Origin of the sequence: Rhizobacter koreensis, assembly GCF_013366375.1 — a bacterium.
Taxonomy (GTDB): Bacteria; Pseudomonadota; Gammaproteobacteria; order Burkholderiales; family Burkholderiaceae_C; genus Schlegelella_A; species Schlegelella_A koreensis.
The window spans coordinates 13,847-39,880 of the sequence record NZ_JABWMJ010000009.1 but is presented as its reverse complement, the minus strand read 5'-3'; the positions used below and the strand labels follow the sequence as shown (position 1 = coordinate 39,880).

The window sequence follows — 26,034 nt, the reverse complement described above, 5'->3', positions numbered from 1 at the left end:
CGGCCTATGCGGTGGGCAGGACCTCTAGCGGGCTGACCACCTCGCGCAGCAGCTCGGTGGCGACATGCGCGTAGACAGTCGTCGTCTCGAGCTTCTTGTGGCCCAGCATGACCTGGATCACGCGGATGTCGACCTTCTGCTCCAGCAGGTGAGTGGCGAAGGCGTGCCTCAGCGAGTGCATCGTCACGCGCTTGTCGATGTGGGCGGCGTCGGCGGCGTCGTGGATCGCGCGGTTGAGTTGGCGCGGCGTCAGCGGCTCGACCGGGTTCAGGCCCGGAAAAAGCCAGCCACCGGGCAGCATCTTGCCCTGGGCGTGGGCGACGCGCCACCAGGTGCGCAGCCGCTGCAGCAGCAGCGGAGACAGCATGGCGTAGCGATCCTTGCGCCCCTTGGCCTGCTCGATGCGCAACGTCATGCGCTGGCTGTCGATGTCGCCGACCTTCAGTGCGACGACCTCACTGACCCGCAGACCGGCGCCGTAGGCCAGGGCGAGGGCGGTCTGGTGCTTGAGGTTGGGAGCCGCGGCGATCAACTTCGCAACCTCCTCCCGGCTGAGCACCACGGGCAGCTTCTGCGGCAGACGCACCGACTGCATCCCCACCATCAGGTTGGGGCTGCGCACCGTGACGTCGAAGAAGAACTTCAGCGCGGTCAGGGTGGCGTTGAGGGTGATGGGGGAGGTGCCGCTGTCGACCAAGTGCAGTTGGAAGGCGCGCAGGTCCTCGACCGTGGCAGTATCGGGAGAGCGCTTGAGGAACGCCGCGAGCCTGCGGACGGCGCGGACGTACGCCTGCTGCGTCCTCGGTTCGAGCTTGCGCATGCGCATGTCGTCGAGCATGCGCTGCCGCAGCGGGGTCACCGCTGGAAGGGTCGTGTCCATGGTTGCTGCTCCGTCGAAGAACGAGGCGGATCGCCTCGCTCGTCAACTTCGCAGAACGAGCCGCCACGACCTGGCCGAAGCGCCTACCGCGCGAGCGGTTTAGTCCTCAAGACTGGACCCAGTCACTCGCGTTCGCAGCCCGAACGGCGGCTGCGCTCCCAACCGGTCGCTCGACCACCACGGCTTCGGTCGACCGCTGCACGTTCAATAGCCGACGTTCAACGGCAGCCCGAGCCCATTTGGCAGCCGGTCCAAGCAAGTGTTGATCGCGAGCGGCAGCTTTGGCCAGGCGGGGAGGCGGCCGCCGACCCAGTGCGGACAATGAGCCGCTCAAGAACCGGTCGGTCGGGGACGTGCAAGATCAGACGCCCTCTGCGGTGAACTATGCGTCCTCAAGCGCAACTAGAGGCGCTGGACAGCAAAGGCGACCAATAGCCAAGGCGCGCGGCATGCGGTACTTGCCCGCGGACCTGGCCTGGAGCTTAGGGACACGCTCCACAGCGACCCGGGCAACAACAGCGAATGCAACTCATCGTCGTGCTACTTGCTGACTGAGGGTTATTGATGAAAGCGGGTGCGTAACGGGGGCATTGGCACCGGCTGATAGGCGCCGCCAGGCGCGTGCGCTGCTTCTTGGCTGTAGCGTAGGCGCGGCCGTACAAACCCCGGTCGCGACGCGTTCGGCCTGTCCGATACTCCGGCAGCTACCCGTCGCACATGAATGAACTACAAGATCCGAGAGCTCGACATTTTCCTGCGCGTCTCCGACGAGTCGAGCTTTTCAGCCGCAGGCAGGGCGCTGGATTGCGATCCTTCGACGATTAGCAAGGTCATCCAGCGCCTCGAGGATCGCTTGGGCGTCCGGCTCTTCAATCGCACCTCGCGTGCCCTCGCGCTCACGCAGGAAGGCAAGCAGTTCCGAGAGGCCGCACAGCGCGTGATCGAGGCCATCGAGGAGGCGGAAACTGCGGTCGGCTGCCGCGATCGCGCGGTGGACGGCGTGCTGCGCCTAAACAGCTCGCTCGCCTTTATCCAGTACCACGTGGCACCGCACCTGCGGGAGTTCCTCGGACGGCATCCGCGGCTGCGGATCGAGATCGTGCTCACAACGACCCCGGTTGACATGTTCGAGCATCAGATCGACATCTCCCTGCGCGGCGGCTACATCCCCGACTCTTCCCTCGTGGCTCGGCGGATCGCATCAAGCCGTTGGATCATCTGTGCCGCCCCCGCATACCTGCAGCGTGCAGGCACGCCGAAGACGCTCGACGACCTGCAGAGCCACAATTGCCTGAACTTCCTCCCCGGGTCCTTCCGCAGCAACTGGCCCGTGCGTCAAGGCGATGACATTGCCGGCTTCGAGCCCAAGGGAAACGTCAGCTCCAACTCCCCGGACCTGCTGCGGTGGCTCGCTATCGACGGCCTCGGCGTGGCGCGTCTATCCCACGCGCATGTAGGCAACGATCTGGCGCGCGGCGTCCTCGTGCCGCTGCTCGAGAGGCAAGCCGTGGATGTCGAGGAACCGGTGTTTGCGGTGTATGCCAGCCGACGAAATCTCAGCCCACGGGTTCGCGCCTTTCTCGATTTTCTCCAGGAGAGACTGTCGCCATCACCAATGGAGCCGGTGCCGCCGCCGCAGCCTCGCCAGGATGCTCGGCGGCATGAGGGTCGTGCGACTCGCCGCCTTCGCAACTCGCCGACGCGCGGGGGCGCCGCACCAGCCGCAAGCACGGGTGGTCGCGGGCAGTAGCGTCCATCGCGACAAGCTGCATCGCCCGCTGGTGTTTGCATCCCAAAGGTCTCCGAACTTCACCAAAGCCGCTGGCTCAACGGAAGGTCGTCCAGATCGGAGTGCTGCGGCAGAGCAAGGCGCTGAAGGCGTCCAAGCGCATCTTGACGGCGGCCGACTCGCACGGCCTTGATATGTACGTCGCACACGGGGGATTTGCAATTTCGTGGCACCACGCACGTCCGGCGTCCGCGGATCGACGAAGCACCAGATGAGCGTGCGCTGTTATCCTCCGCTCTCAAGACGGCCGTGGGCCCCAGCACGTTAGGCGACGCGCGCCATGGCGACGAGTTCGACACGACTCTGGAGCGGCACGCCTCGACTCGGCTTGACCCAACGAGCCAGTCCGCGCGAGGCGCCTTGCTTGTCTCGCCGAGCTCCATGGCGCCCAGCATCGGCCTAGCCGTCAGGCGCGCCCACCCGCGCTGGTTCGGCGCTTCGCTGCCTGTGCCGCCGAGCGAAGCTATGGCGAACAGTATCGGACTGGCAGTTGAGCCGTGGCTGACCCAGCCTCGGCGATCGCCTAGTCCGCGAGCCTTTCGAGGCAATGCTGGCGTTGCCAACTCGGTACTCGGCAGGAAGACTCGGTGTCCGCCGGCGCAAGACGTCGAACACTGCCGGGGACGCCCGCGAAGCCGACCGGTTATCGGCGGTCGCGTTCGGAACGATGTCGCGCTCGACCACATAGCGCGATGCTCGGCGCGGGCAGTCGGTTGCCCGTACAGCGTCGCGTCATACGGCCTCCGCGATCTGTGCCGAATCCGCATAGGTGCTGTTCTAGCGGCTCGCTTGTCGCCCGGCGTCGCTCAGGAGATGCTGCAGAGCATGACGACCCAGTCCTATCCGCCCCTCGCGCTACTGATTGACGGCACCTGGGTGGCGGGCGGCGGGCGGGAGACACGGCCTGTCGCCAACCCGGCGTCCGCAGAAACTTTCGCGGAGCTGCCGATCGCCACGTTGGCGGACATAGATGCCGCGGGCGAGGCCGCCGCGCGGGCCTTTCGCTCGTGGCGTCGCGTTCCCGCGATAGAACGCGCAAGCCTGCTCCTCAGCATTGCCAGGCTGGTGCGTCGTGACGAGGCGCGGCTTTCGGCCATCCTGACGCGCGAGCAGGGCAAGCGCCTGCCCGAAGCGCTGCAGGAAGTGCGGGGCAGCGCCGATACTTTCGAGTGGATGGCGGAGGAAGGCAAGCGCGCCTACGGACGCATCGTCCCGGCGCGCACGCCCGATACCGACCAACTTGTTTACGTCGAGCCGGTCGGCCCAGTTGCCGCCTTCTCTCCTTGGAACTTTCCCGCAGTTCTCGGCGCGCGCAAGGTCGCCACGGCCCTGGCCGCCGGCTGCACCGTGGTCCTCAAGCCGGCCGAAGAGACGCCCGGAATCTGGGTCGCTCTCGCGGCCCTTTGCGTCGAGGCCGGGCTACCGCCCGGGGTGCTCAACCTGGTCTACGGCGTTCCGGCCGAGGTGTCCTCTCGGCTGATCGCCAACCCGCGCATCCGCAAGATTTCGTTCACCGGGTCGGTGGCGGTCGGCCGGCACCTAGCGGTGCAGGCCGCGGCGGTTTCGAAACGAGCCACCCTCGAACTCGGGGGACACGCGCCGGTCATCGTGACCGGCGACGTGGACGTCGACCGCGTCGTTGAGCTCACGGCCGCCGCGAAGTTCAGGAACGCGGGCCAACTCTGCCTCTGCCCGACGCGCTTCTACGTCCACGACGATGTCCACGACCGCTTCGTGGCCCGGCTCGGCGCGCGCGCTGCGGCATTGCGAGTGGGCGACGGAGCCGATCCGGCCACTGACATGGGCCCGCTCGCGAGCTCGCGCCGGGTGGAGGCGATGCGCGCGTTCTGCGCCGACGCTGTCGACCGCGGTGGCCGCGTCGTCAGCGGCGGCAAGGTGCCGGCGGGGCGCGACGCCGGCTGGTTCTGGGCACCGACCGTGATCGCCGATGTACCCGACGACGCCCGGGCCATGGTCGAGGAGCCGTTCGGGCCTCTCGCGCTCGTCAGCCGCTACTCGCGGCTAGACGATGCGATCGAGCGAGCCAACAGCACCGAGTACGGCCTCGCCGCGTACGCCTTCACCCGCTCGCTGAACGACGCGCGGGCGATCGAGCACGGTGTGGAGGCGGGCAACGTCAGCATCAACACCTTTGCGGTCAGCGCCCCCGAGATGCCGTTTTCCGGCGTCAAGAGCAGCGGCCCGGGAAGCGAGATGGGACGCGAGGGCCTGCTCGATCACCTCCATCCCAAAGCGGTCGTCCGCGCCCTCGCCTGACAATGGAGAGTTATCAGGTCCTCGAGTGGGGGCAGCCGCTGCAGCGCGTGCTTGGAGCCCGGCCGGTGCCGAGCGGCACCGAGGTGCTGGTGAAGGTGCGTGCCTGCGGCGTCTGCCACAGCGACATCCACATCCGCGACGGTGCATATGATCTCGGCGGCGGCAAGTCGATCCAGCTTGGCCTGATCGGCATTCATCTGCCGCTCACCATGGGGCACGAGATCGTCGGCACCGTCGTCGGCGCGGGCCCCGACGCCCGGGTTGAGATCGGTGCCGAAGGCGTGGTCTACCCATGGATCGGTTGCGGCGCCTGCCGGCACTGCCTGAAGGGCGAGGAACTCGACTGCGAGACGCCACGTTCGCTCGGCACGCGCCGCCCCGGCGGATACGGCCAGTACGTGCTAGTGCCGCATCCGCGCTACGTCCTGCCCTTGGGCAACCTCGACCCGCTGGTCGCCGCGAGCGCGGCCTGCTCTGGGCTTACCGCCTACTCGGCGCTGAAGAAGCTGCCTGCGACCGGCCCTGAAGAGACGATCGTCATCATCGGCGCCGGCGGGCTGGGCCTGGCGGCCCTCGGCTTGGTGCGTCACCTTCACGCCGGCCGGATCGTCGTGCTCGACTCCAATCCCGACAAGCTCGCACTTGCCGCCTCGCAGGCCGACGCCGTGCTCGACATCAGCGATCCCGGCAGCGGCGCCGCGCTGCGCGCGTTCGCCGGCGGCGGTGCGCTCGGCGTCGTCGATTTCGTGGGCCTCCCGCAGACCTTCGAGTGGAGCATGGCCGCATTGCGCAAGGGCGGCACGCTGGTCGAGGTGGGTCTGTTCGGCGGCGGCGTGCTTCTGTCCATCCCGGTACTGCCGATGCGCAACCTCAGACTGCTCGGCTCCTACGTCGGCTCGCTGCGCGAGTTCACGGAGCTGCTAGCCCTCCTGAACCGCCCCGAGGTGAAGACCGTGACGGTGCAGGGACGACCGATCGCGGAGATCAACGACATCTTCGAGGACATTCGCCTGGGCCGCGTCGCCGGCCGGGTGATGGCGCTCTTCTGAAGCATCGCGGAGACGACATGCAGGACAAGAACCTCGATAACGCGATCGCCAGCAACAAGACCTACGGCGACCTCGACGTCCAGCACGCGGTGTTCTGCCGGCTGCGCGAGGAAGATCCGGTGCACTGGACCGAGCCGGACGGCTTCGAGCCGTTCTGGACGGTGAGCAAGCACGCCGACGTGATGGAGATCGAGCGCCAGCAGGACCGGTTCCTGAACGCGCCGCGCTCCAAGCTCTTCAGCATCGACTTTCAGCGCGAGATCCTCGAGCTGATGCAGGGCAAGACTCACCTCGTGCGCGGCCTGCCGCAGATGGACGGGCTCGACCACAAGGCCTACCGCCAGCTTACCCAGGCTTGGTTCCAGCCGAAGCAGGTGAAGCAGCTCGAGGCGCGGATCGCCGCGCTCGCCAAGCGCACCGTCGACGACCTCGTCGAGAAGGGCCCTGAGCTGGACTTCTACGCCGACATCGCCGTCTGGTATCCGCTGAGGGTAATCATGCTGATACTCGGTCTGCCTGCGGCCGACGAGACCCGGCTGCTGCGCATCACCCAGGCCTACTTTGGCGGCAGCGACGCCGAGGTGCAGAAGGGCTCCGATCTGATCAAGGCGACGCAGGATTACATCGCCTACTTCGACGGCGTGAGCGAGGACCGGCGCCGCAACCCGACCGACGACGTCGCCTCGGTGATCGCCAACTCGCAAATCGACGGCCGGCCGATCGGCCACTACGAGGCGTCCTCGTACTACATCGCTTTAGCCAGCGCCGGCCACGACACCACCAGCGGAACGGCCGCGGGCGGCCTGCTGGCGCTCATGCAGAACCCCGAGCAGTGGCGCAAGCTGAAAGCCGATCCGTCGCTCGTGCCTTTGGCCGTGGATGAGATGGTGCGCTGGGTCTCGCCGGTGAAGCACTTCTTCCGTACGGCGACTGAGGACTACGTGCTGCGCGGCAAGGACATCAAGGCCGGCGAGCACCTGATGATGTGCTACCCCTCCGCAAATCGCGACGAGGACGTATTCGGCGATCCGTTCGCATTTCGTGTCGATCGCAATCCCAACCGGCATGTCGGCTTCGGCTTCGGCGCGCACGTGTGCCTCGGCATGTTCATGGCCAAGCTCGAACTGCAGATCCTGTTCCGCGAACTGCTCTCCCGTGTCGACTCCTTCGAGCTCAACGGCGAGCCCGCCTGGGTCGAGACCTCGTTCGTGGGCGGGCTGAAGCGGCTGCCGGTGCGGATGCACCTCGAGGAAGCCGCCACGGCTGCCGCCTAGGTCACTGAACCAGTGAACTGGGACGTCGCGGCTCAGCGCAAGTAGGCGGCATCGGGCCCGCCGGCCAGCACCGCACCGATGTGTGGCCTGAGCCTGCCCCCAGCGGCGCACTCGAGCGCCTGCCCCAGGTCCCACGTGCCGGTGCGCAGCATCAGCGCCGCCTTGCACTGCCAGATGCAGAGCATTTTGTAGGCGTTGAACAACCAGTAGTAGCGGTAGTCCCGCGGCGTGCGTCCGGTCGCCTCACAGTACGCCGCCACGGTTTCGGCATCGCCGCGAAAGCCCGATAGCCGACGCGGCGTCGTCTCCGAGTCCCCGTGGTAGAGCTGCATCAGGAAAACGTGGAACAGCATGTAGGCTAGGTCGATCATCGGGTCGCCGATCACGGCGAGTTCCCAGTCGAGCAGCGCCGCCGGCTCGAACCCGCGATAGATGACGTTGCCGAAGCGCGAATCGCCCCAGACCACGCCCGCGAGGTCTTCGGCCGGACGGTGTCGCTCCAGCCAGCGCGCCAGCTCGGCCATCGGCACGTCATCGCCTGCGTTCGGCAGCTGTGCACGGCCCCAAGCGGCCAGCGCGGTCCAGTGATCCAGGTGCTGCTGCAGGCGCGGGCGGCTCCGGTCCGGCCAGTCGAGTGCCCGCAGACGATCCCCTTGCCACCGCACGCGGGCCAGCTGCGCCAGCTGCGCAACACTGCCGTCCCAGAGACGCCGGCGCTGCTCGGCGGTCGCATCGACGATCCAGCCTTCGCGCACGTAGCAGGGATTGTCGCCGGCCACTTCGCCTGCGATGAAGTCGGTGACGAAGAACGGCCGGCCGAGCGCCGCCGGGTCGAGCTCGAGCCAGCGGCACGGCGCCAGCCGCAGCCCCGCCTCGCCTTCGAGCTGCTGCATGAAGGCGTACTGGCGGGCGATGTCGTAGTCGGGAAAGAAGCCGGTGCGTGACGGGGGCAGGCGCAGGATCAGCGTCTGCTCCGTCTGTCCGGGCTCGGCGACCACCAGCCGATAGGTCTCGTTGGAAAAGCCGTTCGCGCTGCTGGCGTGGCACAGCGAGCGGACTTCGGCGCGCGCCATGCCGGGCCGACCCTGCAGCCATCGGCCGAAGCGTGCCCGCAGCGCGCACAGGTCGACGTCGCGGTCGTCGATGATGCCCATAGGTGCTCAGCGAGGCGGTGCCGGCCGGGCGTTAAAGTGGCCCGGGCCTTCGAAGCCGTCGGTGCGCCCGAACAGCGTGTACTCGAACAGTCCATGGCCGGTCTGCCCATCCATGGTCATCGTCGCTAGGCAATCAATCGGACCGGCGAGGACCGGATCGAGCGCGTCGACATCGAAGACGACGACATCGGTGACGCTCTCGCCGCGGAACTGGCCGTGCATCCACTCGAGCAGCGGCCGGTTGCCGTAGCCGGTGCCCGCCTCAAGATACAGCGGCAGCAGCTGGCGCACTTCCAGCGTGCGCGTTGGCTCGTCGGGCCGGATGAACGTAAAGCGCGCTTCCTCGATGAAGCGACGATCCGGACTAAAGCGCAGGATCTCGAACGCCGGCCGGCCCAGCGGCTCCGGCGGGCGACCGTCGTTCCACATCCGCACCGCGTCCTCCAGCGAACGCACGCCGCCAGGGTCCTCGTGCAGCTTGATGTTGACGGTCCAGTCCTCAAACTGACAGGCCATGTGCAGGCGCCTCCAGTCGGCGGTGCCGAACAGGCCGCTGAGCGTCGCGTTGCCGCTGATCGCAGTGTCGTTCGGTTCCGGGCGGCCGATGGCGCGCACGCCCCAGGAGCGGTCGCGGTAGCCGCGCAGCGGCACGTCGTCGGCGCTCCAAGTCGTTCCGCCGGCCTTGATCCAGCCGCCGTACTTCGAGGTCTGGCAATAGCGCATCACGTCGTGGATCACGCGGCCGTTGCGGCGTTGCACCTGGCGCGGCTCGAGCTGCGGCCGGTGCGTGCCATCGAAGACGAGGTCGGCCTCGATGCCGCTCTCGTTCGGGGCGATCGCGATGCGGATCCGCTTCAGGCCCTCGAGGACCTCGATGCGGATCGGGCCGCAGGCCATGTCGCCGCGGTCGCCGAGCGCGCGCGACGAGCGCAAGGTTGTCTGGCGTTTGCCCTGGCGAAGCGAGACGAAAGCGTCCTGGGTGCCTAGGTTAGGGTACTGGCCCATTCCCATGATGACGAAGAAATCGTTGCAGCAGGCGTGGACGTTGAAGTAGTGGCGATCGTAGAAATTGCGGTCGCTGGTGCCGACGTGGCGGACCGGCTCCGGGATTTGATGGACGAACAGATCGTCCTGCGCGGACAGCATCAGGCTCTCGGACACGAAGGAACTCCGTTGGATGCGGCTCGCGTCGGCCGAGGCCGGCGCGATCGCCGCTAGCTCGGGTTGGGAAAGAGCAGTCGCGGCAGCCACAACGACAGCGCGGGCACGGCGGCGATCAAGAGGATGCGCAGCAGGTCGGCGACTATGAACGGGATGATTCCCCGCACCACGCTCATCATCGGAATGTCGGGCATTACCGAGCGGATGACGAACAGGTTCACGCCGATCGGTGGATGAATCAGGCCGATCTCCACCACCATCACGATCAGAATGCCGAACCAGACCGGGTCGTAGCCGAGCTGCTTGATGATCGGAAAGAAGATCGGCACCGTCAGCAGGATCATCGACAGGCTCTCGAGCACGCTGCCGAGCAGGATGTAGAGCACGATCATCAGCAGGATGATTCCGAACGGCGGCAAGCCGCTGCCCTGCACCACGTGGAGCAGCGCCTGGTGCACACCGGTCTGGTTGATCAGCTCGCTGAACAGCGCCGCGCCGAGAATGATGGCGAACATCATGGTCGACGTCTTTGCCGTGTCGACGAGGATGGCGTAGATGTCCTTCAGGCGCAGCGAGTGATGGGTGAGCGCGAACACCATCGCCGCGGAGGCGCCGATGCCGGACGCTTCAATGGAGGTGAAGTACCCGCCGTAGATGCCGCCCATGACGACGCCGAAGATCACCGCCACCGGCCACAGCGACTTCACTAGGCCGAAGATGTCCTGCGCCTCGACCTTCTCGGCCACCGGCGCTAACTCGGGTTTGCGCCGCACCGACCACTTGACGGCGGCGACATAGCCGAGGATGGCGATGACCCCCGGAATGATGCCGGCCGCGAACAGCATGCCGATGTGCGTCTGCGTGGCCACGCCGTAAACCACCATGATAATGCTCGGCGGGATCAGGATGCCCAGGGTTCCGCCAGCCGCCACCGCGGCAGCCGAGAGCGAATCCGCGTAGCCGAGCTGGCGCATCGCCGGGATGGCCACCTTGCCCATGGTGGCGGCGGTCGCGACGCTCGAGCCGCAGATGGCGCCGAAACTGCCGCAGGCCACCACCGTCGCCATCGCGACGCCTCCGCGCCGTCGGCCGACGATGGCCTGGGCGGCGCGGAACAGGTCGCCCGAGATGCCGGCGCCCGCGACCAGGTTGCCCATGAGGACGAACAGAGGCAGCACGATCAACGAGTAGACGAGGGTACTGTCCTTGGTGACCGTAGCCACCATGCTGAGCGCCGGCGTCCAGCCGCTGAGTGCGACATAGCCGGTGAAGCCGATGAGGCCGAGCGAGGTCGCGATGGGAATCTGGAACAGAATCAGCGAGAACGCGACGAAAAAGGCGAGGCAGGCGGCAAGCATTCAGATTGCCTCGATATGGTGCGACGGGGCGTCGGTTTTGCCGCGCCAGGTCCGTGCCATGGCCGCGACGAAGGCGAGCCCCGCCGCAGCGCCGAGGATCGACATGCCGGTCAGCACCACGCCCAGGGGAATGCCGAGGATCGGCGTCGCCTCGCCGTAACCGATCGCCCTCATCGCCTGTCGGCCGAGGCACCATGCGATGAGGGCGAACAGGGTGGCACCGATCACGGAGGCGAGCGTGCGCTGCGCGCGCCGGATCTGTGGCCGGGTGCTGATCAGGTCGACAGTGATGTGCCCGCCGCTCCAGGCGAGCACCGGATACAGCAGGAAGATCATCGCCCCGAGAACGATCTCGAGGAACTCGGTGCCCCAGGGAAGCGGCCGATTGGCGACGTTGCGGCCGACGACATCGACCAGCACCACCAGCATTAGCAGCAGCAGGAGAAGTGCGGCCGCACCCTCCAGCACCCGCATCGCCCGCTCGATCGCGCGTGGCCGAGCCACGGCGTCAGCGCCCAGCCTGGACCGCGACAACCTCGGCGCGCAGCGCCTCGAGGAGCTTGTCAGGCTGCGCAACCCCCCGCTTCTTCGCCTTCTCGGCCCACGCCGTCTCCATCGGCTTGAGCAACTGCTTCATCTCCGCCACCATCGCCGGGTTCGCGGTCTCGATCGACTTGCCCGCCTTGCGCATCGCCTCCCAAGTAGCCTCGTTTCCGGCGATGTACGCCAAGCCGATGTTGCGGGCGAAGACGTCGCCGGATATCTTGGCGATGGCGTCGCGGTCGACCTGGGACAGCGCCTTCCACTTGTCCTCATTGATCGCCAGCGTGAGGATCGAGTTCGTCAGCGCGCCGGGAATGATGGTGGCGTAGTTGGACTGCTCGACCAGCTTGAACGGGAGGATCGACTCCGGGGGCATCACCGTGCCGTCGAGCACGCCAGCCGACATCAGCTCGTAGGTTTCGGTGGCCGGCTTCGAAACCGGCACTGCACCGAGGAGCGTGAGCGCCTGCGTCGTGCCCTGGGAGTTGCTGCGGATCTTCAGCCCCTTAAAGTCGGCGGCGCTTCGAAGCGGACGCTTGCTGTTGAAAAGCTGGGGCGGCGCCACCACAAATACCGACAGCGGGACGACGCCCTTGTACTCGCCGTACTGCGCCGCGTACTTGGTGTAAAAGCGGTGCAGCGCGGGGCCAAACACCTCGGGCTTGTCGCCGAGGAACGGCAGTTCGCCGATCTCGAGCACGTCGAAGCGGCCGGGGGTGTAACCGTTGGAGAACACTACGATGTCCGCCTGGCCGTCGCGGGCGACGTCGAACTGCCCGGCGACGCTGCCGACCACCTTCGGCAGCGTCTCGATCTTGACCCGTCCGTTGGTGACCTTGGCCACCTCCGCGATCCACGGTTCGATCACCTTCACCCGCATGACCTGGCCTTCGGGGAACCAGTTCGAATGTCTGAGGACGGTCTGGGCCGAGGCGCCGAGGGGAACGGCGATGGCCGCGGAAATAAGGGCCGTGCGCAACGCGCGTACGAGGTTCAACTTTGTCTCCTTGTCCTGGGTATGCTGACCTTGCCAGGGGCGGAACTGCCCGGCGGCGAAGCGGCTCGTAATGGCCTGCCGAGTATGGAGAGCGACCTCGCACCGCTTCAATGAACGATGTGGAACAGCATCTGTGACACTTGTGCACAGGCGATGCTCTGGAGACTACGCCGAGATACCGGCTCATCTCGCTCGACTGGCCCTTGCCCAGGAGCCTGTACATGCCCACTGACGTCGACCACAACGACCTGAAGAACAAGGTCCGCGACCACGCGGACACCTTTACCCGCGCCCATTGCGGCGGTCTGGATGCTTGCCTGCCTTGCTTCGTCGTTGCGTCCTTCGGCCTGAACCGCGGGGCTTCAAGCCGCCGCTAGGAACGCGCAGCGCCGAAACGACCTCCCCTCAAGGAACCCGCGAGAGCCCGCTCACATCGTTAGCTAACGGCTTCTATACCCGGTGGCAAACGGACGGAGCGACTGCTCTCGGAGCGTGCGGCGAGCCCCCGCTTGTGGCCGACACTGATCGCCTGCCCTTGTACCTGAGAGCTGACCCTCGCCGCTCGCGGCCGTTCCGAGTGAGTGGTAACACCCCCGCCGCGGCCCGCACAGCCCGGAAGCGCAACCTAATCGGCCCTCAACTTTGTGGAGACCGCCATGGGAACCACTCATCAGGAGCCGTGGAACAAGGGCAAGATCGTCGGGCAGAAGGCGCCGTTCAAGGTCAGGGACATATGGGCGCTTCGCGTCAGGCTGCAGATGCAGGGCCGTACGCGGGAGCTGGCGCTCTTCAACCTTGGCATTGACAGCAAGCTTCGGGGCTGCGACCTCGTCGCGCTCAGGGTGCGGGACGTTTGCCACGGTCATCAGGTGGCAGCGCGTGCCATCGTCATGCAGCACAAGACCCACCGTCCTGTGCAGTTCGAGATCACGCCGGCTACCAACGAGGCGGTGCAGGCTTGGATCAAGCAGGCAGGTCTGAAGCAGGAGGACTTTCCGTTCCCGAGCCGCATCCACGGCTCGCCGCACCTGGGCACCCGTCAGTACGCGCGCATTCTTGAGCGCTGGGTCGAGGAGCTCGGGCTGGATCCGGCGGAGTACGGCACCCATTCCATGCGGCGGACCAAGGCGACGCTGATATATCGGCGCACCAAGAACCTTCGGGCGGTGCAGCTGTTGCTCGGACACTCCAAGCTCGGGTCGACTGTCAGGTACCTGGGTATCGAGGTCGATGATGCGCTTGAAATCTCTGAGCAGACGGAAATCTGAGCTGACTCAGGACCGGAGCGGCCGCACCTGTCGCGGTGACGAGGCGGCCGCCTCTGAATAACAGCTTTGTGGCGGGGCGCAAACGGAGCGTTCTCGGCCAGTAGGAGACCTTTGCCGAGGACCGCTTTCAGGCGGCTCGTTTACGCGCGCGGCGCGCCGAAGTGCGTGATGCACGCGAGTCCTCGATGCTCGCTAGCGGCGAGACTCGCGGTGCACCATGCGCACTTCCAGGGCCGCCACCGCCGCACTGCTGTTGCTTTGGGTGTCGGCCGCGACCGCAGCGGAGGTGATCGATCTGTGCGTCGGGTGGTGGGAGTCCGTCTGGACGATACCGGGTCATGCGACTACGCGCGAGGTCTTCTGCCCAACGCCCGAGGCGCTTGAGCGCATGCGCTTCTTCATTGACGTTCCGAAGGGCTGCGAGACCTCGCACGGCTCGCAGAGCCGCAGTCGCTACGAAGCGAGGAGCGTCTGAGGACGAGGACGAGCGCATGACCATTCGTGGGTCCTGCAGGCGCCCGTCGCTGCCTGCAGGGGAGCTGCAGCGCTGCGGGCAAGCTTCCGAACAGCTGAGCATGCCCGGCCGGCGCGGCGTGGGGCGTGGCGCAGCTAGCGACGCTGACGCGTACGGCGCTCGCCGCGAAGCACTAGGTCGACGAGCTGCGCCTGGGCGCGCACGCCTGTCTTGCCGAACACGCCCTTGAGGTACGCGCGCAACGTTTCGTAGGTAATGCCCATCTCGCGGGCCGCGCCGCGCACTTCGCAGCCTTCGGCGAGCAACTGCGCGAGGCGCGCTTCGGTGCGCGTGCAGCCGAACGCGCTGCGCAGCTCGGCGGCCGTGTCGGGCGTGAAGTAGAGCCCGTTGAACGTCTGCACCCATCGCGCGTCGATGCGAGACCACCGCCGAGCCCGAGCTCATTGCTGGCTCTTGGGCGTTCTCGTAAGCGCGGCTGTTAGCCGTCGACGCGCAGGCGCAGCCGCGAGCCTACACTAGACGACATGGACACTAGAAACGGAACTGCCTTGAGACAGAAGAGCATCGAAGTTCCCGGCCTCTCGCACGCCAGCGCGCCGATCCCTATGGCATGCCGCGTTGGCCCCGTCATCGCAACGTCGGGTATCGGCGGCAAGAACGCCGTGACGGGCGAACTGCCGGCCGATGCGGGCGCTCAAGCGGCGAACTGCTTCGAGAACCTGAAGGCGGTTCTCCGTGCCGGCGGGATGGGCATGGGCGACGTCGTGAAAGTAACCGTCTACATCGCTGACGAGGCGCATCGTGCGGCCGTCAACGCACCGTGGCTCGAGCACTATCCCGACCCACACCGACGACCGGCACGGCACGCGCTCGTGATTCAGCTGCGCGGCGGCATGCTGGTGCAGATCGAGGCGCTCGCCGTCGCCGCGGCGGCTTGATCTCGCTAGATCAGCGACGGGTACGAGCCGCCATCGACCTGAACGTTCTGGCCCGACACGAAGCTGCCCTGCACGCTACAGAGGTAAGCGCACATGTCACCAACCTCCTCGGGCCGGCCGAGCCGCTTAGCGGCGATCGTCTCGGCCATCTGGCGCCGCGCCTCATCGCGCGTAATGCCGTCAGCCTTCATCATCCGCTGGGCCATGAACTCTTGGCGGTCGGTATCGATACGCTCGGGTAGCAGGTTGTTAATGGTTACGTTGTCAACGGCGACGTCGAGCGAGAGCGCCTTTGAGAACGCTGTAAGGCCAGTGCGCGCCGTCGCCGACAGGATCATCCACGAGTACGGCATCTTCACCATCGCCGAGGTAATGTTGACGACGCGGCCAAACTTGCGTCTCTGCATGCCGGGGACAAGGGCCGTCATCAGCATGATTGCTGGAAGCATGTTGTTCTCGAGCACGCCGATCCAGTCCGCGTAGCCCCACTGGTGCCAGTTGCCAGGCTTCGGGCCCTCGTTGTTGTTGACGAGGATGTCGGCGTCCGGGCATGCCGACACCAGCGCCTGCCGGCCGTCCTCAGTGCGGATGTCGGCCTGGACCGCCGTCACCTTTGCGCCGGTGCGTTGCCGAAGGCCCTCAGCTGCGCGCTCGAGCCGGTCGGCGTCGCGGCCGTTGATCCAAACATTGCAGCCTTCCCGGGCCAGCGACTCAGCGCACGCCAGCCCAAGCCCCTTTGACGACGCGCACACCAACGCATTGCGGCCCGCGATTCCCAGTTCCATCGTTCGTTCTCCGTGTCGCCACAGCTGCGGCGACTGCCGCGGCGTCAGGCGGTTACTACAACTGCTTGGCCAGGACCTTGCCCGCCGCGAGAAGCAGTCGAGCGTGCGACTTCAGGCGCGGATCCATGCGCGCGAGCGGGCCGGCGATACCGATCGCGAACACGTCGCTGCCCATCGTCACCGGAACGGCTGCACCCATCACGTCCATACTCGTCTCGCCGCGACCGACAAACCAACCATCTTTCGTGCCACGCGCGATGTCGCCCTGCAGTGTCGTGCGCTGCGCGGCCGTTAGGCGGGCGCCGCTGCCGCCTTGAAGCTTGGCGATCACCGCCTCGCGTTCGCGCTCGGGCAGGGATGACAGCAACGCCTTGCCGCTGGAGGTGCGATTGAGCGACTTCAGGTCGCCGACCTCGGCGATGTAACGGATGGTCTGCCGGCTTTCGACGACGTCGAGGTAGACGAGGGCATCGCCGAGACGTTTCGAGAGGACAACCGTCTCGTCACTTGCATCGCGAAGCTTCTCGAGATGAGGGTGGATCACCTCGTAGATCGGATCGCTCTTTTCGATCTCGCGCGACTTCACGAGCCAGCGCGCGGTCGGATAGTAGGCCTTGCGACCACCGACCTCGTACAAGTAGCCGCGCGCTTCGAGCGTGCGTATCAGGCCGAAGCACGTCGAAGTCGGTATGGCGAGCCGGCGCGACATTTCCGACAGCGTCATTGATTTTCCGTGCTCGGCGAACGCCTCGAACATCTGTAGCGCGCTGTCGACGGTCCGGATAAGCATGAAATCAACGTTAACACGGACGAGCTCCTTGCGCCCGGGCGAAAAAGCTTTCGCATATGCGAAAGGCAGCGGTTTCGCATATGCGAAATGCTTTCCGTGGACTTGAAAGCGCGATGCGACGTGTGATGTACTGAAGGCCTCCGAGGCTCGATCGCTGCCCATGCTTTCTCAGGACGACAACGAACTGCTGACCCGCGTAGGTCCCGGCACGGCCATGGGCGAGCTCTTTCGCCGTTTTTGGCTGCCGGCCGTCCTCTCCGAAGAGGTGAAGGAGCGCGACTCCGTGCCCGTGCGGTTGCGCATCCTCTGCGAAGACCTGCTCGCCTTTCGCGACAGCGCGGGACGCGTTGGCGTCGTCGAGGCCTATTGCGCGCACCGCGGTGCGCCGCTCTTTTTCGGGCGGAACGAGGACTGTGGGGTGCGCTGCGCATACCACGGCTGGAAGTTCGACGTCGACGGTCAGTGCGTGGACGTGCCAAATGACGCGCGCGTCAAGGACAACCCACGCGTGCGAGCTGCGCTCGGGATCACCGCTTACCCGACCCATGAGGCTGGCGGAGTCGTGTGGGTCTACATGGGGCCGAAGGAGCGCATGCCGCCCAGACCGGACTTCGAATGGACACGCGTGCCAGAGAGCCAGTCGCACGCGTCGCGCTGGCTGCAGAACTCAAACTGGCTGCAAGGCGCGGAAGGCGAGATCGACAGCTCTCACATCAGCTTTCTGCACCAGGAGCTGGACCCGAATGATTCGGCGCTCGGTGTCACCGGCGCTGACCTTGCCGGCGCCGACGGCGCCCCGCTGATCACGGTCAAGGACACCGAATACGGCTTCTCGAGCATTGCGCGACGTCGCCGCGGCGACAACTACTTCTGGCGCGTCTCGCAATGGCTTGCGCCGATGTTCAGCCTGATCCCGCGCGCGCCAGCCCAGACGTTTAACGGCAGTGGCGGCCGCGCCTGGGTGCCGATCGACGACACCCACACGACGACCTTCGCCTACAGCTTTCGGATCGACGGTCCGCTCTCGGCCGACGAACGTGCGCTCATCGCTGGTGGCGCGCACTTTCCGCCGCGTACGAAGCGCATGGTCGTACAGCTCGGGCAGGGCCAGCCCATCGACGCCTTCGTGCCCGAAGCCAACATCGGCAACGACTACCTCATCGATCGGCAGATGCAGAAGACAGTCAACTTCACTGGCATCTGGGGCGTCAATCAGCAGGACCGTTCGGTACAGGAGGGTATGCGCCCGGCGCCCACGGGCCCGCGGGGCATCGTTGACCGCAGCCGGGAGCACTTGATGGGCTCCGACATCGCGATCGTCACCGCACGCCGCAAGCTCCTGGCGATGGCGCGCGATCTGCAGAAGGGTATCGAGCCGATCGCGGCGAGCAGCGCCGGGCGCGCCACCGCGCGGGCCATCAGCAGCCTGTCCTCGACCTCTAGCGCCGACGACTACCTGACCGAGTACGCCAAGCCTATCGAAAACGAGGAGACATGAAATGAAGACATCGTGGCGCATCCTGCTCGCGTTCGCGGCCGGGCTGGTCGCCCTGCACGCGCCCGCCCAGGCGCAGGGCTATCCCAGTCGGCCGATCAAGATCATCGTCGGCTACGTGCCGGGAGCCACTGGCCCCGACTTCTCCGCGCGCACAATCGCGCCCAAGCTCTCACAGATCCTCGGTCAGTCCGTCATAGTGGACAACCGTCCCGGTGCCGGCGGAACCCTTGCGACAGGGGCCGTCGTGCACTCGCCGGCCGACGGCTACACGCTCCTTCTCGGCGAGACCGGCCAGCTCGAGATCGCTCCTTACATTTACAAGGACCTCTCGTACAAGACGCTCACTGACCTCACGCCCATCGGCATGATGACCGATGGCGCGGGCATCGTGATCATCGCCAACACGAAGACGACGAAGATTCGCTCGCTCGACGACCTCATCCGTGAGGCGAAGGCGAATCCCGGCAAGCTGAGCTATGGCTCGGCAGGTATCGGCACGATCCACCATCTTGCAATGGAGGTGTTCAAAGACGGCGTCGGCATCGACGTCCAGCACATTCCGTACAAGGGCGGCGGCCAGGCGCTGCCAGCATTCCTCGGTGGCGACGTGCCAATCCTCATCGCTGCCTACCAGACAGTGCAGCCGCACGTGCAGGCGGGCAGCGCCGTCGTCCTCGCAGCGACGGGGGGCAAGCGCCTTCCCGCGCTGCCCAACGTGCCATTGGTCTCCGAGTACGTGAAAGGCTACAACATGGAGTCGCAGCTTGGTCTGCTCGGCCCAGCGAACATGCCGCCCGCTGTCGTGAGGAAGCTCTCGGCAGCGCTGAAGGCGACGCTTGAAAGCCCTGATGTGCGCGAACAGCTTTCGGCTGGGGGAACGCGGCAGATCCGTTGGACGACGCCGGAGGAGTACACCGAGATTATCCGCGACAACCTAAAGAAGTTCGAGCGCGCCGGCAAGCTGGCGAACGTGAAGCCCGAGTGAATGGCCGATCGGACTGAACATCGGTTGCGGGTCGGGGTCGTCGGGCTCGGCATTGCGGGCGGGCTGATGGTGCCCTGCCTCTTGCGCCACCCGCGTGCGACGCTCGCCGGCGTCGCCGATCGCGACGCCGAGCTGCGGGCCCGCTTCGCGCGTGATTACGCGCTGCCCGTCGAAGACGAGGCTGAGGCGCTGATAGCGCGCGCCGATGTCGACGCCGTCTACATCGCGACGCCGCACCAGTTCCACCGGTCGCACACGTTGCTCGCGGCGGAGCACGGCAAACACGTCGTGGTCGAAAAGCCCATGGCGCTCACTCTCGCCGACTGCGACGCGATGACCGAGGCGGCTGCCCGGGCTGAGGTTGCGCTCGTTGTCGGCCACACGCACAGCTTTGATCCGGCCATCGCCGAAATTGCCCGGCGGTCAGAGGCCGGCGAGTGGGGCTCCCTGGCAATGCTCGCGCTCTGGAACTACACCGATTTCCTCTACCGCCCGCGTCGGCCCGAGGAACTCGACACGGCGCAGGGCGGCGGCATCCTTTTCAACCAGTTGCCGCATCACGTTGACATCGCGCGCCTGCTCGCACGATCGCCCGTGCGCAGCGTGCGAGCGTCGACCGCCGTGCTCGACCCGACGCGGCCGACCGAAGGCTGCTGCATGGCCTTCATCGACTTTGTGAACGGAGCCGCGGCGAGTGCCGTCTACAGCGGTTATGACCACTTCGACAGCGACGAGTTGCACGGCTGGGTTTCCTCGACCGGGCGCCGGAAGACACCACGCCACGGGGAGTCTCGCCGGGCTCTGTCGTCGCTCACCGGCGGCGACGCGGAAGCGCGATTGCGCGCCACGCACTACGGCTACGGTGGCGGCAGCAATCAGCAGCGCGGCGTCGCCCAGCACCAACCGCACTTCGGCACGCTGATCGCCACCTTCGAGCGCGCCGATGTCCGCACGACGCCCGACGGCGTCGCGGTCTACGACGACGACGGTGTGCACGAGATTTCGCTGCCGTCGTCGAGCGACGGCCGCACTCGCGTGGTCGACGAGTTGTGCGCCGCCGTACTCGACGGCACCCCGCCAAGCCATGACGGCGCGTTCGCTCGTACGACGGTCGAGACGTGCCTCGCTATCCAGGAATCCGCGCGACTTCGCCGCGAAGTCGTCCTCCATTGAATCCGCACGCGGAGCCCGCCTTGATCATTGACATCCACGGCCACTACACGACCGAGCCCGCGGCGTTCCATGCGTTTCGCGACAAGCAGCTCGCCGGGCTCGCAGACGCGTCTCGCAAGCCAGGTTCGCTGGACCTGGGCATCTCCGATCAAGCGATCGTCGACAGCGTCCAACCGCAGCTCGAATTTCAGCGTCAGCGCGGCACCGACTTGACGCTCTTCTCGCCCCGCGCGGCCGGCATGGCGCACCACGTCGGCACGGAAGCTGTAAGCCGTCAGTGGACGACGACTTGCAACGACCTGATCCACCGCGTCTGCACGCTGCTGCCTGACAGCTTCGTCGGCGTCGGCCAGCTGCCGCAGTCACCCGGCGTCTCACCGCGCAACTGCATCACCGAGCTCGAGCGCATCGTCAACGAGCTCGGCTTCGTCGGCGTCAACCTCAACCCTGACCCGACCGGCGGCATGTGGCGCGACCCGCCTCTCACCGACGAACACTGGTTCCCTGTTTACGAGAAGCTCTGCGAGCTCGATGTGCCGGCGATGATCCACGTGTCGTCGTCGTGCAACCCTAACTTCCACGGCACCGGCGCCCACTACATCAATGGCGACACGACCGCATTCATGCAGCTCGTGCAGGGCGACCTGTTCAAACGCTTCCCCACGCTGCGCTTTGTGATCCCGCACGGTGGCGGGGCCGCGCCGTTTCACTGGGGCCGCTACCGCGGCCTTGCGCAAAACCTCGGTAAGCCGCTCCTCGCCGACCACCTGCTCGGCAACGTCTTCTTCGACACCTGCGTCTACCACCTGCCGGGCATCGAGCTGATGAAGAAGGTCTTGCCGGTCGACAACATCCTGTTCGGCTCCGAAATGGTCGGCGCCGTGCGCGGCATCGACCCAGAGACGGGTCACCACTACGACGACACGCGTCGCTATGTCGACGGCCTGCCCGACCTGAGTGCTGAGGACCGCCACAAGATCTTCGAAGGCAACGCAAGGCGCGTGTACCCCGCTCTCGACCGTCTGCTGGCTCGGCGCGGCCATCTCTCAACGACGCCAGGAGGTACGGCATGAGTGGCGCAATGCGCATCCGCGACATTCCATCGCGACCCGATCGACGCATCGTCGAAGCGCTCGGCAAGATGGTGACGCCCCACCTCTCAGACAGCATGGAGCGCCTCTATGACGGCGGCAGCGCGCTGCGGCCGATGCACCGTGGCGCACGCCTCGCTGGCCCGGCGTTCACGGTGCGAACCGCGCCCGGCGACAACCTGCTCGTCCACAAGGCCCTCGACATGGCGCAGCCGGGCGACGTCATCGTCGTCGATGGTGGCGGACACACCGGCAACGCGATCATCGGCGAGCTGATGGCGACGTACGCGCGCCAGCGCGGCATCGCCGGCCTCGTGATTTGGGGGGCGATCCGCGACTCCGCTGAGCTTGCGGCTAGCGACTTCCCGGTCTACGCGGCGGGCATCACGCATCGCGGTCCGTACCGCAACGGCCCGGGCGAGATAAATGTCCCGGTCGTGATCGGCACGATGCCGGTGACACCGGGTGACATCGTCGTCGGAGATGCGGACGGCCTCGTCGCCGTGCCGCAGGCCGAAGCCGATCGCGTGCTGGCCTCGGCACAGGCCATCGTCGTCAAGGAGACCGCAGCAATGAAGCACTTCCTCGCGGGCTCGTCTGATCGCAGCTGGGTTGACAAGACGCTGCGCGATAAGGGCTACTCCCTCACCTGATGACGCCTCCCACTCACTTCACTTCCGCACCCAACTGACGTGGCCAAGATCTGCACCGTACTGGCGACATCTCACTCGCCTTTCCTGTTCGAACCGCTTGATTGGTGGAACCGCACACGTGCCGGCCGCAGCTACGCGCCTGGCGCGACCGTCGACGACGATGCCGAAAATGAGCGCAAGCACCGCCGCGTCCATGAAGGCCTGGCGCGGCTGCGCGACGTTTTCCAAGCCTCGCGTCCCGACGTAGTCCTTGCCTTCGGCGACGACCAGGAGGAACAGTTCAACCTCGACAACCATCCGGCCTTCGCCGTCTATGTCGGCGGTGCGTTCGAAGGCTACAAAGCCGTGCGCTACGCTGGCAAGCTCGGGTCGCGACCCTTCAAGCCGAGGTCGCCAGAGCATTGGGCCGCGATCGGCGCGCGGCCGGACCTCGCGAAGACGATGCTCTACGGCCTGATGGAGGCCGGCTTCGACCCAGCCTTCATGCTTGACCTGCCGAATAAAGAGATCGGCATGGGCCACGCCTTCATGCGACCCGCGGGCCCGCTCACCAATGGCCGCTTCGACGTGCCGATGGTGCCGGTGCTCGTCAACTGCCTCTATGCGCCGCAGCCGACAGCGGCGCGTTGCGCTGCGCTGGCGCGCGCGGCGCGCAGGATCGTCGAGGAGGAGTGGCCGAAGGACCTACGCGTTGCCGTGCTCGGCTCAGGCGGGTTGTGGCACACGCCGGGCGCGGCCGAGTCGTATCTCGACGAGGACTTTGATCGTGCGATCTTGGCGCGTCTTGAGGCGGGCGACGCCGACGCAATGGCCGAATACTTCGACGCGTGGAGGCCGCGCGCCGAACACGCAGATTTGAAGTGCTTTCAGCAGTTCTCCGGCGGTACCGGCATGAAGAGCGGCGTGGGCGGCGGCTCGGGCGAGACGCGCAACTGGATAATGGCGGCGGCCGTTGCCGATCGCCCCGGGCGCGTGATCGACTACATCCCGGTCCACGCGTCGCCGTGCGGAATCGGCTTCGCACACTGGGAGATGGATGCGTGAGCCGCCGATGCTGAAGGCGAGGGTCGTGGCCATCCGTGAAGAGGCGATCGACATTAAATCCTTCGAGCTTGTCGGCGCAGACGAGGAGGCGTTGCCGCTGTTCACGCCGGGCTCGCACATCGACGTCCACGTTGCGCCAGGCCTCGTGCGTCAGTATTCGCTCTGCAACGCGCCGAGCGAGACCGATTGCTACCGCATTGCCGTCAAGCGCGAATCCGACTCCCGAGGCGGATCGTCGTTCCTGCATTCGTCGCTGTGCGTCGGCGACGTCATCGAGATCGGCGCGCCGCGCAACAACTTTGCGCTGAAGCCGCCCCGCGGGCCGGTGCTGCTCGTCGGCGCCGGCATCGGCGTTACGCCGCTACTGTCGATGGCGCTTCATCTTCAGGAAGAAGGCGCCGCGTACTCGCTGCACTACTTCACGCGGTCGATCGCCCACACGGCCTTTCACTCGCTTCTGTCGGAGCGACGCTTCCTCGGCCGCGTTGACTTCCACTACGCGACCGAGCCGGATGCAGTACGAGCCTACCTGCGCCGTCTCCTGTGGAACCGGCCGGAAGGTGCTGAGCTATACCTGTGCGGACCACGGCCTTTTATGGACCTCGTCGAGTCAACGGCCGCCTCAACCTGGCCGCCTGACAGCGTCCACCTCGAATACTTCAGCGCCGGCACGGCGGCACTTGCCGGCCCGCGCGACAGCTTCATCATCCGCCTTGCGCGCACTGGCGGTGAGCACCTAGTGGGCGCCGACCAGACGATCGCCGGGGTCCTGCGCGACGCCGGCGTCGCGATCGAGACGAGCTGCGAGCAGGGCGTGTGCGGAACCTGTTTGACTGGCGTGCTGTCGGGCGTCCCCGATCACCGCGACGTCTTCCTCACCGACGAAGAGCAAGCGGCTGGCGACAAGATCATGTGTTGCGTGTCCCGCGCGAAGACCGCTGTGCTTGAGCTAGATATTTGAAGACCGAGGCGGGAAGTCTGCTGGTGTCCGGCAGTCGCAAAAGGCCGATCGGATCCCTTCCCCCTCCCGTCTAGTGCGCATACGCAATTCGATTGCCACGCACGACCGCAAGATAACCCTGTCTTAAAGGAATTACTGTGGACTTCGGCATCAACGGGAGACGCGCATTGCTGGCCGGAGCTAGCGCTGGGATGGGAAGGCAATGCGCGATTGCACTGGCTCGTGAAGGTGCCGACTTGCATATCTCGGCGCGTACCGAGTCGCGTTTGTTGGCTACGGCTGAGGAAATCGCTCGGACCACGGGTGCCCGCGTCGTCCCCGTCGTGGCGGACCACTCGACCGCGGCCGGCCGAGAGACTCTGTTGGCCGCTTGCCCCGAGCCCGAGATCACGGTGATCACGTCGTCGCCCCCTCGTATTACCGAAGACCCTCTCGCAATCGAGAGCGCGGAGTGGGCTCAGGCGATCGACACCGGTTTTCTTGGCCCGCTTGAGCTAATGCGCGAAGTCGTTGGTGGAATGAAGGAGAGAGGTTTCGGACGAATCGTGAACATCGCGACGATCGGTGTGAAGTCAGGGCTGGACCAGCGCGTGTTGTCAGGCGCACCCAAGGCAGCCTTAGTCAACTATGCGGCGTCGATCGCGCGACCGATGTCACGCTTCAACATCGCCATCAACACGATCTTGCCCGGCATGTTCGAGACCCCGGGCATGAAGAAGATGTTTATCGATTTGGCAGAAAAGAACGGAACAACCTACGCGGCCGAGTACGACAACTGGCGTTTGGGTACCCAGGGCAATGCGACAGGCCGCTTTGGGGATCCGGAAGATGTCGGCGCGCTGTGCGCGTTCCTGTGCAGTCGGTATGCGAGCTACATCGTCGGCCAAAGCATCGTCATCGACGGAGGCAAAGTGCGCACGGTTTTTTGACCGCCAGACGTTCTGAATGCATTTGGGTCTGCCCACTGGGATTCTGATCCTTGACCGAACAAGAAAGTTGAATAAGCCATGAAACTGATGCGATACGGCGCCAAGGGCGCCGAGAAGCCCGCGCTCGTCGATGCGCAGGGCACCGTGCGCGACCTGTCCGGCGTGACGCCCGACATCACCGCCTCCATGCTGACGCGCGCCGGCCTGCAGAAGCTGCGCGAGGTCGACGCGTCGAAGCTGCCTGCCGTCGCCGCGCCGGGCCGCATCGCCCCGCCGTGGTCGAACATGGGCAAGTTCGTCTGCATCGGCCTCAACTACGCCGACCACGCGGCCGAGAGCGGCGCGCCGATCCCGAAGGAGCCGATCGTCTTCATGAAGCCGACCTCCTGCCTGGTCGGCTGCAACGACGTTGTGGTGCTGCCGAAGGACTCGAAAAAGAGCGACTGGGAGGTCGAGCTCGGCATCGTCATAGGCGACGTCGCGCGCTACGTCAGCGAGGCCGACGCCCTGAAGCACGTCGCCGGCTACTGCGTCGTCAACGACATCTCCGAGCGCGAATACCAGCTCGAGCGTGGCGGCCAGTGGGACAAGGGCAAGGGCTGCGACACCTTCGGCCCAGTCGGCCCCTGGCTCGTCACGGCCGACGAGGTGAAGGATCCGCAGGACCTGCCGATGTGGCTCGACGTCAACGGCAAGCGCATGCAGACCGGCAACACGTCGACCATGATCTTCGGCGTCGCGAAGCTGGTCTCGTACGTGAGCGCCTTCATGACGCTCTACCCCGGCGACCTCATCACCACCGGCACGCCGCCCGGCGTCGGCATGGGCATCAAGCCGAGCCCGGTCTTCCTCAAGGCCGGCGACGATATGCGGCTGGGCATCGACGGCCTCGGCGAGCAGCGCCAGAAGGTGCATGCCTGGGATCCGAAGCTGATCGACGGATGACGCGACGCCCTGGCTTA

General features: G+C 66.1%; 25 protein-coding genes. 16 read left to right on the top strand and 9 right to left on the bottom strand.

Features of this window, described 5'->3' with window-relative positions:
* Window positions 1-4: 4 nt before the first annotated feature.
* Window positions 5-880 carry a tyrosine-type recombinase/integrase gene (locus HQN59_RS18230; RefSeq protein ID WP_176070560.1) on the bottom strand — a complete coding sequence of 292 codons (876 nt, stop codon included), beginning with the start codon at window positions 878-880 and terminating at the stop codon, window positions 5-7.
* A 721-nt stretch (window positions 881-1,601) separates the two neighbouring features.
* On the opposite strand from HQN59_RS18230, the gene HQN59_RS18225 reads away from it, so the two are divergent.
* The 4 genes from HQN59_RS18225 (at window position 1,602) to HQN59_RS18210 (ending at window position 7,269) form a co-directional block, all read left to right on the top strand.
* The gene (locus tag HQN59_RS18225) at window positions 1,602-2,630 is read left to right on the top strand and encodes a LysR family transcriptional regulator (protein WP_176070559.1); all 1,029 of its coding nucleotides are present in this window, start codon (window positions 1,602-1,604) and stop codon (window positions 2,628-2,630) included.
* An 864-nt stretch (window positions 2,631-3,494) separates the two neighbouring features.
* Window positions 3,495-4,946 (top strand): NAD-dependent succinate-semialdehyde dehydrogenase, encoded by a 1,452-nt coding sequence (locus HQN59_RS18220; RefSeq protein WP_176070558.1) that lies wholly within the window; start codon window positions 3,495-3,497, stop codon window positions 4,944-4,946.
* Window positions 4,947-4,948: 2 nt separating this feature from the next.
* A complete protein-coding gene (locus HQN59_RS18215) occupies window positions 4,949-5,995 on the top strand; it encodes an alcohol dehydrogenase (protein ID WP_176070557.1) in 1,047 nt (348 codons plus the stop codon).
* 17 nt (window positions 5,996-6,012) lie between these two features.
* Window positions 6,013-7,269, top strand: a complete 1,257-nt coding sequence (locus HQN59_RS18210; protein ID WP_176070556.1) for a cytochrome P450 — start codon at window positions 6,013-6,015, stop codon at window positions 7,267-7,269.
* A gap of 32 nt (window positions 7,270-7,301) precedes the next feature.
* Here the strand turns inward: HQN59_RS18210 and HQN59_RS18205 are convergent, their stop codons facing one another.
* From HQN59_RS18205 to HQN59_RS18185, 5 genes are read right to left on the bottom strand one after another with little or no spacing between them, the layout of a single operon-like run.
* Window positions 7,302-8,423, bottom strand: coding sequence for a phosphotransferase family protein (locus HQN59_RS18205; protein ID WP_176070555.1), 1,122 nt, complete (start codon window positions 8,421-8,423; stop codon window positions 7,302-7,304).
* 6 nt (window positions 8,424-8,429) lie between these two features.
* A complete protein-coding gene (locus HQN59_RS18200) occupies window positions 8,430-9,584 on the bottom strand; it encodes an Rv3169 family protein (protein WP_176070554.1) in 1,155 nt (384 codons plus the stop codon).
* Between the two features lie 53 nt (window positions 9,585-9,637).
* On the bottom strand, window positions 9,638-10,942 hold the full coding sequence (locus HQN59_RS18195; protein WP_176070553.1) for a TRAP transporter large permease: 1,305 nt from the start codon (window positions 10,940-10,942) through the stop codon (window positions 9,638-9,640).
* The gene (locus tag HQN59_RS18190) at window positions 10,943-11,416 is read right to left on the bottom strand and encodes a TRAP transporter small permease (RefSeq protein WP_176070552.1); all 474 of its coding nucleotides are present in this window, start codon (window positions 11,414-11,416) and stop codon (window positions 10,943-10,945) included.
* Window positions 11,417-11,450: 34 nt separating this feature from the next.
* A complete protein-coding gene (locus HQN59_RS18185) occupies window positions 11,451-12,482 on the bottom strand; it encodes a TRAP transporter substrate-binding protein (protein WP_176070551.1) in 1,032 nt (343 codons plus the stop codon).
* 221 nt (window positions 12,483-12,703) lie between these two features.
* On the opposite strand from HQN59_RS18185, the gene HQN59_RS18180 reads away from it, so the two are divergent.
* A complete protein-coding gene (locus HQN59_RS18180) occupies window positions 12,704-12,859 on the top strand; it encodes a hypothetical protein (protein ID WP_176070550.1) in 156 nt (51 codons plus the stop codon).
* A 279-nt stretch (window positions 12,860-13,138) separates the two neighbouring features.
* Window positions 13,139-13,750 carry a tyrosine-type recombinase/integrase gene (locus HQN59_RS18175; RefSeq protein WP_176070549.1) on the top strand — a complete coding sequence of 204 codons (612 nt, stop codon included), beginning with the start codon at window positions 13,139-13,141 and terminating at the stop codon, window positions 13,748-13,750.
* A gap of 609 nt (window positions 13,751-14,359) precedes the next feature.
* Here HQN59_RS18175 and HQN59_RS26245 read toward each other — a convergent pair.
* A complete protein-coding gene (locus HQN59_RS26245) occupies window positions 14,360-14,626 on the bottom strand; it encodes a LuxR C-terminal-related transcriptional regulator (RefSeq protein WP_176070548.1) in 267 nt (88 codons plus the stop codon).
* Window positions 14,627-14,773: 147 nt separating this feature from the next.
* On the opposite strand from HQN59_RS26245, the gene HQN59_RS18165 reads away from it, so the two are divergent.
* The gene (locus tag HQN59_RS18165) at window positions 14,774-15,163 is read left to right on the top strand and encodes a RidA family protein (RefSeq protein WP_246295011.1); all 390 of its coding nucleotides are present in this window, start codon (window positions 14,774-14,776) and stop codon (window positions 15,161-15,163) included.
* 5 nt (window positions 15,164-15,168) lie between these two features.
* Here the strand turns inward: HQN59_RS18165 and HQN59_RS18160 are convergent, their stop codons facing one another.
* Window positions 15,169-15,948: an SDR family oxidoreductase gene (locus tag HQN59_RS18160; RefSeq protein WP_176070546.1), complete on the bottom strand. Its 780-nt coding sequence runs from the start codon at window positions 15,946-15,948 to the stop codon at window positions 15,169-15,171.
* Window positions 15,949-16,003: 55 nt separating this feature from the next.
* On the bottom strand, window positions 16,004-16,900 hold the full coding sequence (locus HQN59_RS18155; protein WP_176070545.1) for an IclR family transcriptional regulator: 897 nt from the start codon (window positions 16,898-16,900) through the stop codon (window positions 16,004-16,006).
* On the opposite strand from HQN59_RS18155, the gene HQN59_RS18150 reads away from it, so the two are divergent.
* The 9 genes from HQN59_RS18150 (at window position 16,899) to HQN59_RS18110 (ending at window position 26,017) form a co-directional block, all read left to right on the top strand.
* Window positions 16,899-18,236 carry a Rieske 2Fe-2S domain-containing protein gene (locus HQN59_RS18150; RefSeq protein WP_176070544.1) on the top strand — a complete coding sequence of 446 codons (1,338 nt, stop codon included), beginning with the start codon at window positions 16,899-16,901 and terminating at the stop codon, window positions 18,234-18,236. The two genes, HQN59_RS18155 and HQN59_RS18150, sit on opposite strands and share 2 nt — an antisense overlap.
* 1 nt (window position 18,237) lies before the next feature.
* Window positions 18,238-19,221, top strand: coding sequence for a Bug family tripartite tricarboxylate transporter substrate binding protein (locus HQN59_RS18145; RefSeq protein ID WP_176070543.1), 984 nt, complete (start codon window positions 18,238-18,240; stop codon window positions 19,219-19,221).
* Entirely contained in the window at window positions 19,222-20,394 is a 1,173-nt protein-coding gene (locus tag HQN59_RS18140; RefSeq protein WP_176070542.1) for a Gfo/Idh/MocA family protein, read from the top strand. It abuts the gene before it with no gap.
* A 20-nt stretch (window positions 20,395-20,414) separates the two neighbouring features.
* Window positions 20,415-21,467, top strand: a complete 1,053-nt coding sequence (locus tag HQN59_RS18135) for an amidohydrolase family protein (protein ID WP_176070541.1) — start codon at window positions 20,415-20,417, stop codon at window positions 21,465-21,467.
* The gene (locus tag HQN59_RS18130) at window positions 21,464-22,138 is read left to right on the top strand and encodes an RraA family protein (protein ID WP_176070540.1); all 675 of its coding nucleotides are present in this window, start codon (window positions 21,464-21,466) and stop codon (window positions 22,136-22,138) included. The genes HQN59_RS18135 and HQN59_RS18130 overlap by 4 nt, the downstream gene beginning before the upstream one ends.
* A gap of 39 nt (window positions 22,139-22,177) precedes the next feature.
* Window positions 22,178-23,182 carry a DODA-type extradiol aromatic ring-opening family dioxygenase gene (locus HQN59_RS18125; RefSeq protein WP_176070539.1) on the top strand — a complete coding sequence of 335 codons (1,005 nt, stop codon included), beginning with the start codon at window positions 22,178-22,180 and terminating at the stop codon, window positions 23,180-23,182.
* A gap of 25 nt (window positions 23,183-23,207) precedes the next feature.
* Entirely contained in the window at window positions 23,208-24,143 is a 936-nt protein-coding gene (locus HQN59_RS18120; RefSeq protein ID WP_342451243.1) for a PDR/VanB family oxidoreductase, read from the top strand.
* 137 nt (window positions 24,144-24,280) lie between these two features.
* The gene (locus tag HQN59_RS18115) at window positions 24,281-25,072 is read left to right on the top strand and encodes an SDR family oxidoreductase (RefSeq protein WP_176070538.1); all 792 of its coding nucleotides are present in this window, start codon (window positions 24,281-24,283) and stop codon (window positions 25,070-25,072) included.
* A 78-nt stretch (window positions 25,073-25,150) separates the two neighbouring features.
* Window positions 25,151-26,017: a fumarylacetoacetate hydrolase family protein gene (locus tag HQN59_RS18110; RefSeq protein ID WP_176070537.1), complete on the top strand. Its 867-nt coding sequence runs from the start codon at window positions 25,151-25,153 to the stop codon at window positions 26,015-26,017.
* Window positions 26,018-26,034 lie beyond the last annotated feature (17 nt).